Genomic DNA, 9,150 nt, shown 5'->3' with positions numbered 1-9,150 from the left:
GGTGGCGACGACCTTGGTGCCGGTGCCGCCCGACCAGCCGAGCTGGTCGAAGATCGTCGCCGTCGCGAGCACGGCGAGGATGGCCAGGAAGGTCTCCCACCCGATCGAGACCAGCCACGAGACGACGCCGGGCACCTTCTGCCCGTTCACGCCGAAGGCCGCCCTGCTGAGGATCATCGTCGGCGCCGAGCCTCGCTTGCCGGCGATCGCGATGATGCCGCACAGCGCGAACGACACGACGATGCCCACGACCGTGACGACGACGGCCTGCCGGAAGGAGATGCCGAAGCCGAGGACGAAGGAGCCGTAGCTGATCCCGAAGACCGACACGTTCGCCGCGAACCACGGCCAGAACAGGTCCTTGGGCCGGGCCGTGCGCTCGGACTCGTCGATGATCTCGATGCCGGTGGTCTCGACGCCGAGGCGGCGGGTCTGCTCGAGGCCGGAGCCGGAGGTCGCTGTGCTCATGCTGGCATCGTCGCGCACCCGCAGGCGCAGGTCGAGGAGGACGCCCGGGGACGCCCTCCTCGACCGGATGGTTTGTCGGTGCCGCGTCAGCGGGCGGCGGTGCCCTCGACGTAGTCGGAGTCGTGCGACTTCACCCAGGCCATCAGCTTGCGCAGCTCGCGACCGGTCTGCTCGATCGGGTGCTGCTCGCCCTTCTTGCGCAGCTCGGCGAACTCGGGCGCGCCGGCGTCTTGGTCGTCGATGAAGCGCTGGGCGAAGGAGCCGTTGCGGATGTCCTCCAGCACGGCCTTCATGTTCTCCTTCACCTGCGGGGTGATCACCCGCGGGCCGGAGACGTAGTCGCCGTACTCGGCCGTGTCGGAGACCGACCACCGCTGCTTGGCGATGCCGCCCTCGTACATCAGGTCGACGATCAGCTTGAGCTCGTGGAGGCACTCGAAGTAGGCGACCTCGGGCTGGTAGCCGGCCTCGGTGAGCACCTCGAAGCCGTACATGATCAGCTGCGAGGCGCCACCGCACAGGACGGCCTGCTCGCCGAACAGGTCGGTCTCGGTCTCCTCGGCGAACGTCGTCCTGATCCCGCCCGCCCGGAGCCCGCCGATCGCCTTCGCATAGGACAGCGCGAGCGGCCAGGCCTGGCCGGACTCGTCCTTCTCGACGGCGACGAGGACCGGTACGCCGCGGCCGTCGACGTACTCCCGGCGGACCAGGTGACCCGGCCCCTTCGGCGCGACCATGAACACGTCGACGCCCTCGGGCGGGGTGATGTAGCCGAAGCGGATGTTGAAGCCGTGGCCGAAGACGAGCGTGTCTCCGGGGGCGAGCTCGGGGGCGATCTCCTCGGCGTACAGCCTCCTCTGGTGCTGGTCCGGCGCGAGGATCACGATGACGTCGGCCTCCTCGGCGGCCTCCCGCGGCGTGAGCACCCGCAGCCCCTCGGCCTCGGCCTTCTCGCGGCTCTTCGAGCCGGGCTGCAGCCCGACCCGCACGTCGACACCGGAGTCGCGCAGCGACAGCGCGTGGGCGTGGCCCTGGCTGCCGTAGCCGATCACGGCCACGTTCTTGTCCTGGATCAGGGCCAGGTCGGCGTCGTCGTCGTAGAACATCTCAGCCACGGGGCTGCTCCTTCTGTGTTGCCTTGCAGGGTCTGGTCGGAGTGCTTCTCAGGGGAGTTTGTCGCTTCTGTGCCGAGATCTCGCTACAGAAGTTCAGGGGTCACCGGATATCCGGTGACCTTCTCACCCCACGGCCGGCGGCGTCGGCACGGCCACCGGACGCAGTGACCGCTCCGAGATCGAGCGGGAGCCGCGGCCGATCGCGACCATGCCGGACTGGACGAGCTCGCGGATCCCGAACGGCTCGAGGATCCGGAGCAGGTCGGCGATCTTGGCGGCGTTGCCGATCACCTGGACGGTCACCGCGTCGGCGGCCACGTCGACCACACTGGCCCGGAACAGCTGGACCACGTCGAGGATCTGGCCGCGGGTCTCGGAGGTGGCCGCGACCTTGACCATCACGAGCTCGCGGTGCACCGAGGCCTCCTGGTCGAGCTCGACGATCTTGATCACCTCGACCAGCTTGTTGAGCTGCTTGGTGACCTGCTCCAGCGGCGAGTCCTCGACGTTGACGACGATCGTCATCCGCGAGATCTCGGCGTGCTCGGTGGGACCGACCGCCAGCGACTCGATGTTGAAGCCGCGCCGGCTGATCAGGCCGGCGATCCGGGCCAGGACGCCGGGCTGGTTCTCGACCAGGACCGAGAGGGTGTGGTTGCTCATGGCTAGATGTCGTCCTCGTCGAACTGCGGCGCGAGGTCGCGCGCGTACTTGATGTCGTCGTTGCTGGTGCCGGCGGCGACCATCGGCCACACCATCGCGTCGCGGTGCACGCGGAAGTCGACGACCACCGGGACGTCGTTGATCTCCATCGCCTTGGTGATCGTGGCGTCGACGTCCTCCGGCGTCTCGCACGCCAGCCCCACGCAGCCGTAGGCGTCGGCGAGCTTGACGAAGTCGGGGATCCGCTTCGAGTGCAGGTCGGTGTTGGAGTAGCGCTCGTTGTAGAACAGCGTCTGCCACTGCCGGACCATCCCCAGCGACTCGTTGTTGATGACGGCGACCTTGATCGGGATCTTGTTGATCGCACAGGTGGCGAGCTCCTGGTTGGTCATCTGGAAGCAGCCGTCGCCGTCGATGGCCCACACGACGTCGTCGGGGCAGCCGACCTGGGCGCCCATCGCCGCGGGCACGGCGAAGCCCATGGTCCCCAGGCCTCCGGAGTTGATCCATCTCTGCGGCCGCTCGTAACCGACGAAGTGTGCCGCCCACATCTGGTGCTGGCCGACGCCGGCGGTGTAGATCGCGTCGGGGCCGGCGATCGCGCCGAGCCGCTCGATGACGTACTGCGGCGCGAGCGAGCCTGCGGGCTTGTCGTAGCCGAGCGGGTAGGTGTCGCGGACGCCCTCGAGGAACTTCACCCAGCCCTCGTAGTCGCCGGTGTGGCCCGCGTCGGCCTCGGCCGTGAGGGCGACGAGCAGGTCGAGCAGCACCTCGCGCACGTCACCGACGATGGGGACGTCGGCGTGCCGGTTCTTGCCGATCTCGGCGGGGTCGATGTCGGCGTGGATCACCTTCGCGCCGGGCGCGAACGAGTCCAGGGTGCCGGTGACGCGGTCGTCGAACCTGGCGCCGAGGCTGATGATCAGGTCGCTCTTCTGCAGCGCGGCCACGGCGGCGACCGTGCCGTGCATGCCGGGCATCCCGAAGTGCTGCGGGTGGCTGTCGGGGAAGGCGCCGCGCGCCATCAGTGTGGTGATGACCGGGATCCCGGTCAGCTCCGCGAGCTGCCTGAGCTCCTTCGCGGCGCGCGCGCGGATCGCGCCCCCGCCGACGTAGAGCACCGGCCGGCGCGACTCCAGGATCAGCCGGCCCGCCTCGCGGATCTGCTTGGCGTGCGGGCGCGTGACCGGGCGGTAGCCGGGCAGGTGCAGCTCGGCCGGCCACTCGAACGTCGTCATGGCCTGCAACGCGGACTTCGCGATGTCGACCAGCACCGGCCCGGGGCGGCCGGTGCTCGCGATGTGGAAGGCCTCGGCGATCCGGCGCGGGATCTCGTCGGGGTCGGTGACCAGGAAGTTGTGCTTGGTGATCGGCATCGTGATGCCGCGGATGTCGGCCTCCTGGAAGGCGTCGGTCCCGATCGAGGCCGCGCCGACCTGGCCGGTGACGGCCACGATGGGGACCGAGTCCATGTGCGCGTCCGCGATCGGCGTGACCAGGTTCGTCGCACCGGGCCCGGAGGTGGCCATGCAGACGCCGACCCGGCCGGTGGCGACGGCGTACCCCTGTGCAGCGTGGCCGGCGCCCTGCTCGTGACGGACCAGGATGTGCCGGATCCTGGAGTCCATGAGGGGGTCGTACGCCGGCAGGATGGCGCCACCAGGGATGCCGAAGATGTCGGTGACACCGGCGGCCTCCAGCGACGTGACCAGGCTCTGCGCTCCCGTGATCTGCTCGCTCATCGGTCTGGGGTCCTTCCCTTTCCTTTCCTCTGAAGGGCCCGAGCAAGCTCGGCCCCTTCCTCGCAACAAAAAACCCCCCGGACCCGCTGGTCAACGAGGGGTGACGCGCAGACGGCTGCGGGTGGGCAGCTCAGCCGGCGCGTCGCATGCGTACGAGGAGGTCCTGGCGCATGACGTCACGGTAGTCGCATCGCCGGTCGAGCGGCATCCCGGCACCCGGCCGTCCCATCATGCGGGACGGCCGTCTCAACCCTGGGAACCGGGAGGCGGCTGCGTGGGGTCCACCCCGGCCAGGACGTCGGCGGCCTGTGCGGCCAGCCGGGCAGCGCCCACGGCGTCCGCCCAGCGGAGCGTCTCGGCGGCCAGCGCCCGCGCACCCGCCTCGTCCCCGGCGTCCCGCGCGAGCACGGCGAGGAGCACCTGCTGGGCGAGGACACCGAGCACGTGGCCGCCCCGGGCCGCGGCCGTCGCGGACTCCTGCCAGGCAGCCAGAGCCGCGGCGTGGTCGCCGTCGTCGTGCGCGTGGTCGCCCAGGTGCCGCTGAGCCTCGAAGACCAGCACCGGGTCGTCCACCGCACGGCCGAGCCCGAGCGCCTGCTCGTAGTGGGCCGGCGCGTGGTCGCGGTCACCGCGCAGGTTGTCCGCAATCCAGCCGAGGCACATCAGCGCCCACCCGCGCCGGCCGTCGTCGGGTGCGGTGTCGCGCAGCCGGGTCGCCTCGACCGTCATCGCGGCCACGACCGCCTGGTCCCGCCCGGCGGGGCCGATCCCGTCGACGAGCTGGTCGGCGTACTGCCGGCGCAGGTGCAGCATGGCCAGGTCCCACGAGGTGGTCGGGCCGGTGCCCAGCTCGCGGGCGAGCTCGGTGGCGGCGTCGAGCGGGTGGTCGGCGCCGGAGGGGACGCCGCGCGTGTAGTCGCGCCGCCCGACCACCCCTGCCCGCGCCATGAGCAGGGCGAGCCGGTCGGCCTCGTCCGCCGGCTGGGTGGCATCGAGGAGCGCCAGCGCCTCGTCGTAGCGTGCCGCGCGGCCGAGGGCGGAGACGGCGTCGAGGAGGGCGGGCAGGTCGGTGGTGGCGGCGTGCATGTCCCACAAGATAGTTTGATAGAAAACTATTCTCCAGAAAACTATTTCCGGGAGGTGACATGAGGCAGGACTCGGTCGACCGGCACGTGGCGCGGTGGCGCGACGAGCTGGACTACCTCGACCCGGTGCACGAGGCCGTGATCGCGCGGCTGATGATCCTCAGCCGCCACCTTGCCGGGAGCCGCGACGCCGCACACACCGACGCCGGCCTGCCCCGTCCGTCGTTCAAGATCCTGCTCGCACTGCGGCGGCTCGGGCCGCCCTACACCGCAAGCCCCTCCGACCTCGCCACCCACCTCGGCCTCACCCGGGGCGCGCTGTCCGCGCGGCTGGGCCCGCTCGAGGAGAGCGGGCTGATCACCCGGACGCTCGACAGGGGCGACCGCCGACGGGTGCACGTCCGGCTGACCGCGAAGGGGCGCCGGGCCTTCGACCGGCACGCCAGGCTCGAGGGGCGCGACGAGGCCGCACTGCTGGGGGTCCTCTCCCCCGCCGACCAGCACCGGCTGGCCGACCTGCTCCGCGAGCTGGTGCTGGCGGTGGAGTCGCGTTAGGAGCCGTCCTCCGGCGGCTGCCGGCCGTCGGCGGTGCAGACACAGACCTTGTTGCCGTGCGCGTCGGCGAGGATCCAGTAGGCCGGCACCGCGTCGGTGCTGACCAGCGTGCCGCCGGCGTCGAGCGCGGCCTGGACGCGCTCCTCGGCGACCTCCCGCGGCACCACGATGTCGAGGTGGAACCGCTGCTGGACCTCGCCGGTGGCGCCCGGCGCGTCCTGGAACCACAGCGTGCTGTTGCGGCCACCCTTGTCGATCACCTCGGGCCAGTCGCCGTGGTCGACATAGCCGAGGACAGTGCGCCAGAACGGCTTGACCTCGTCGGCGTCCGGCACGTCGAGCGCCAGCTCGAGGGTGGACACCTCGCGCGGCGCCGCCTCGACGCCGAGCTCGGCGGCGATGGCGGAGATGCGGCGCGCCAGGTCGAGGTCGCGGGACGTCACGCCGCCGACGTCGTGGCTGGTCAGGTCGACGTCGACCTGCGGGTAGGTGAGCACCACGTCGGGGTGGTGGTTGGCCGCCTCGGCGGCCTCGGTGACCCTCGTGACGAGCTCGAGACCCTTGACGAAGCTCCCGGTCCTGAACCGCGCGTGCAGCCGGCCGAGGAAGAACCGCCAGTCGTCGAGGCCCGCCTCGCCGATGATGTCGGGGTAGCGGAGCACCTGCTTGGGGTCGGTCATGGCAGCACCTTGTGTCCGATGGGTCCGGGGTTGGTGGCGATCTCCCAGCGGTATCCGTCCGGATCCGCGAAGTATCCGGTGTAGCCGCCCCACTCACGCGGCTGCGCCTCGTGCACCGGCTCGGCCCCGGCGGCGCGCGCGGTCGCGAGCACCTCGTCGACCTCGGCCTCGGTCGCGACGTTGTGGGAGATCGTGAACGGTGGCACGCCGTCGCCCTCGGCGATGGTGCCGACCTCGGCCTGGAAGTGCTCGCGGTCCCACAGCGAGAGCACCACGTGCTCGCCCACCATGATCATGACCACGTCGCCCTCCACCTCGAGGTCCGGCGTCCACCCGAGCCCCTCGACGTAGAACCTACGGCTCGCCTCGAGGTCGCGGACGGCCAGGGAGAGGAAGCTGATCCGTTGGTCCATGCCCTCACCGTGTCACGCGCCGCCGACAGCCTCCAGCAGCGGACGGGTCAGGTCGGACAACCGAGACCGCTGCACCCCGGCGGCGTCGAAGTTGCCGACGTCCAGCCAGGCCTCGTGCGCCGCGCGTACGGCCGGCCACTCGGCATCGGTGACCGAGAACCAGTCGGTGTCGCGGTTGCGTCCCTTGGTCACCATGTGGTGCCGGAACCGCCCCTCGTAGCGGAAGCCGAGCCGGGCCGCCGCCCGCCGGGACGGCTCGTTGAGCGAGTCGCACTTCCACTCGAACCGCCGGTAGCCGAGGTCCTCGAGCGCGTAGCGCATCAGCAGGTGGATCGCCTCGGTGGCGGCCTGCGTGCGCTGCATCGTGCGGGCGAAGAGCACACCGGCGACCTCGACCTGGCCCGTCGCCGGGTCCAGCCGGGTGAACGACGCGATGCCCTCGGCCGCCCTCCCGTCGGGGAGCAGGGCGAAGGTCAGCAGGTCGGGCGTCGCGAGCGTCCTGGCGATGAGCCCGGTCATCTCGTCGAGGTCCGCCGGCGGCTCGGTCGCGCGATAGGTCCACAGCGGCCGGTCGTCGGGGCCGCAGGTCGACGCCAGCAGCGCGACCGCGTGCTCCACGGCGAGGGGCTCGACCACGACGTACCGACCCGTCAGCGTCACCGGCTCCGGGCGCGCCCGGGGCGACCACTGCCGCACGAGGTCACCGACCGGCTGGCCGTACTCGTTCGTCTCGGGCACGGACCGACCCTAGATCCAAGCTCTAGGGTCGGCATGGGACCCCTACCGCGGAGGAGCTGTGCAGCCATGACCGACCTCTCGATCGACACCGACGTCCCGCCCAGCGGGACCGGCTGCGCCGAGTGCGAGGCCGCCGGCGGCTGGTGGGTGCACCTGCGCCGCTGCGCCCAGTGCGGCCACGTCGGCTGCTGCGACACCTCACCGGCCCAGCACGCAACCGCACACTTCCGGGCGACCGGGCACCCGGTGATCCAGAGCTTCGAGCCCGGCGAGGACTGGTTCTGGGACTACCGCACCGAGTCGGGTCACCTCGGCCCGGTGCTGGCGCCGCCCACCGCGCACCCCGAGGACCAGACCGTGCCCGGCCCGGCCGAGCGGGTGCCGGAGGACTGGCGGGACCGGATCCACTGACCTGGTCACCCGGTCAGGTTGCCAACCCCTCGAGCACGTCGCGAACCGACTCCAACCCGGCGCGCACCTCGGCGTACGACGTCGAGAGCGGGGACAGCCCGATCCGCAGGCCGTTCGGGTCGCGGTAGTCGGGGATCACGTCCTGCGCCCACAGCGCCGCCGTCGCCTCGCGCATCAGCGGGTGGTTCAGCGTGATGTGGCCACCGCGTCGCTCTGCGTCGACGGGCGAGCCGAGCACAACACCCAGCGGAGCGAGCAGCTCGGCGGAGACCTCGGCCGCGTGCTCGGTGAGCGCCATCGACTTGGCCCGGATCTCCGCCATCCCGGCCTCCTCGACCAGGTCGACCATGTCCTCGAGGGCCAGCATCCCCAGGATCGCCGGCGTGCCGGAGAGGAAGCGCCTGATCCCGGCGGCCGGGACGTACGACGGCCCCATCAGGAACGGGTCCTCGGCGCCCATCCAGCCCTGGATCGGCTGGGTGAGCTCGGCCAGGTGCCGCTCCGCCACGTAGAGGAACGCCGGGGAGCCGGGGCCGCCGTTGAGGTACTTGTAGGTGCACCCGACGGCCAGGTCGACGCCCCAGCGGTCGAGCTCGACGGGCACGACGCCCGCCGAGTGGCACAGGTCCCACAGCACCAGCGCGCCGGCGTCCTGCGCGACCCTGGTCAGCGCCGCCGCGTCCGCGAGGAACGCCGAGCGGTAGGCGACGTGGTTGAGCACCACCAGCGCGGTCCGCGGTCCGATCGCCTCGGACAGCTGCTCCGGGGACACGCCTCCGGCGGGGTCGACCTCGATCCAGCGGAGCGTGAGCCCGCACTCCTCGGCGACTCCTGCCGCGACGTACCGATCGGTGGGGAACTGGTCGCGGTCGAGCACGATCTCGCTCCGGCCGGGCCGCGCGGCGACGGCGGACCGCATCAGCTTGTAGAGCAGCACGGTCGTCGAGTCACCGATCGCCACCTGTCCGGCCGAGGCCCCGAGCGCCACCCGGCCGAGCCGGTCGCCGAGGGTGAGCGGAAGGTCGTACCACCGCTCGTCCCAGCCGCGGATCAGCCGCTCGCCCCACTCGTGCTCGACGAACTCCGCCAGCCGCGCGCCGGTCGCCTTCAGTGGCCGGCCGAGCGAGTTGCCGTCGAAGTAGGCCAGCGAGGACTCCGCGCCCACGAAACGGTCGCGGTGAGCGGCCAGGGGGTCGCGGGCATCGAGGTCGGCTGCGGTCGGTCGGGGCGCCGTGGTCACAGGACGTGTGTATCGCACGCCCCGCGTGCCTCGTTCGACC

General features: G+C 71.6%; 11 protein-coding genes. 2 read left to right on the top strand and 9 right to left on the bottom strand.

Annotation, left to right across the window (positions count from 1 at the left end; all coding sequences use genetic code 11):
* The 5 genes from VFV89_RS00150 to VFV89_RS00130 all read right to left on the bottom strand — a co-directional run.
* Positions 1-468, bottom strand: a 468-nt coding sequence (locus VFV89_RS00150) for a cytosine permease (protein WP_329703858.1), incomplete at its 3' end; no start/stop codon positions are given.
* An 86-nt stretch (positions 469-554) separates the two neighbouring features.
* The gene (gene ilvC / locus VFV89_RS00145) at positions 555-1,583 is read right to left on the bottom strand and encodes a ketol-acid reductoisomerase (protein WP_329703857.1); all 1,029 of its coding nucleotides are present in this window, start codon (positions 1,581-1,583) and stop codon (positions 555-557) included.
* A gap of 123 nt (positions 1,584-1,706) precedes the next feature.
* A complete protein-coding gene (gene ilvN / locus VFV89_RS00140; protein ID WP_329703856.1) occupies positions 1,707-2,246 on the bottom strand; it encodes an acetolactate synthase small subunit in 540 nt (179 codons plus the stop codon).
* Positions 2,247-2,248: 2 nt separating this feature from the next.
* The gene (locus tag VFV89_RS00135) at positions 2,249-3,988 is read right to left on the bottom strand and encodes an acetolactate synthase large subunit (protein ID WP_414690329.1); all 1,740 of its coding nucleotides are present in this window, start codon (positions 3,986-3,988) and stop codon (positions 2,249-2,251) included.
* Between the two features lie 246 nt (positions 3,989-4,234).
* On the bottom strand, positions 4,235-5,074 hold the full coding sequence (locus VFV89_RS00130; protein WP_329703854.1) for a hypothetical protein: 840 nt from the start codon (positions 5,072-5,074) through the stop codon (positions 4,235-4,237).
* A 59-nt stretch (positions 5,075-5,133) separates the two neighbouring features.
* Between VFV89_RS00130 and VFV89_RS00125 the strand changes: the two genes are divergently transcribed.
* Positions 5,134-5,628, top strand: a complete 495-nt coding sequence (locus tag VFV89_RS00125; RefSeq protein ID WP_329703853.1) for a MarR family winged helix-turn-helix transcriptional regulator — start codon at positions 5,134-5,136, stop codon at positions 5,626-5,628.
* On the opposite strand, the gene VFV89_RS00120 is transcribed toward VFV89_RS00125, so the two are convergent.
* Genes VFV89_RS00120 through VFV89_RS00110 form a run of 3 tightly spaced genes read right to left on the bottom strand, consistent with a single transcriptional unit; the run spans position 5,625 to position 7,459 of the window.
* On the bottom strand, positions 5,625-6,308 hold the full coding sequence (locus VFV89_RS00120; protein WP_329703852.1) for a 4a-hydroxytetrahydrobiopterin dehydratase: 684 nt from the start codon (positions 6,306-6,308) through the stop codon (positions 5,625-5,627). The genes VFV89_RS00125 and VFV89_RS00120 overlap by 4 nt on opposite strands.
* Positions 6,305-6,721, bottom strand: a complete 417-nt coding sequence (locus tag VFV89_RS00115) for a VOC family protein (RefSeq protein ID WP_329703851.1) — start codon at positions 6,719-6,721, stop codon at positions 6,305-6,307. Before VFV89_RS00115 ends, VFV89_RS00120 begins: the two co-directional genes overlap by 4 nt.
* Positions 6,722-6,733: 12 nt before the next feature.
* A complete protein-coding gene (locus VFV89_RS00110; RefSeq protein ID WP_329703850.1) occupies positions 6,734-7,459 on the bottom strand; it encodes a GNAT family protein in 726 nt (241 codons plus the stop codon).
* A 66-nt stretch (positions 7,460-7,525) separates the two neighbouring features.
* Between VFV89_RS00110 and VFV89_RS00105 the strand changes: the two genes are divergently transcribed.
* On the top strand, positions 7,526-7,870 hold the full coding sequence (locus VFV89_RS00105) for a UBP-type zinc finger domain-containing protein (protein ID WP_329703849.1): 345 nt from the start codon (positions 7,526-7,528) through the stop codon (positions 7,868-7,870).
* Positions 7,871-7,883: 13 nt separating this feature from the next.
* Here VFV89_RS00105 and VFV89_RS00100 read toward each other — a convergent pair whose 3' ends face one another.
* Positions 7,884-9,110, bottom strand: coding sequence for a kynureninase (locus VFV89_RS00100; protein WP_329703848.1), 1,227 nt, complete (start codon positions 9,108-9,110; stop codon positions 7,884-7,886).
* Between the last annotated feature and the right edge of the window lie 40 nt (positions 9,111-9,150).

This window comes from Nocardioides sp., assembly GCF_036274455.1.
Classification (GTDB): Bacteria; Actinomycetota; Actinomycetes; order Propionibacteriales; family Nocardioidaceae; genus Nocardioides.
Note: the sequence above shows the minus strand (reverse complement) of the source record. Positions and strands in the feature narration are given on the sequence as shown.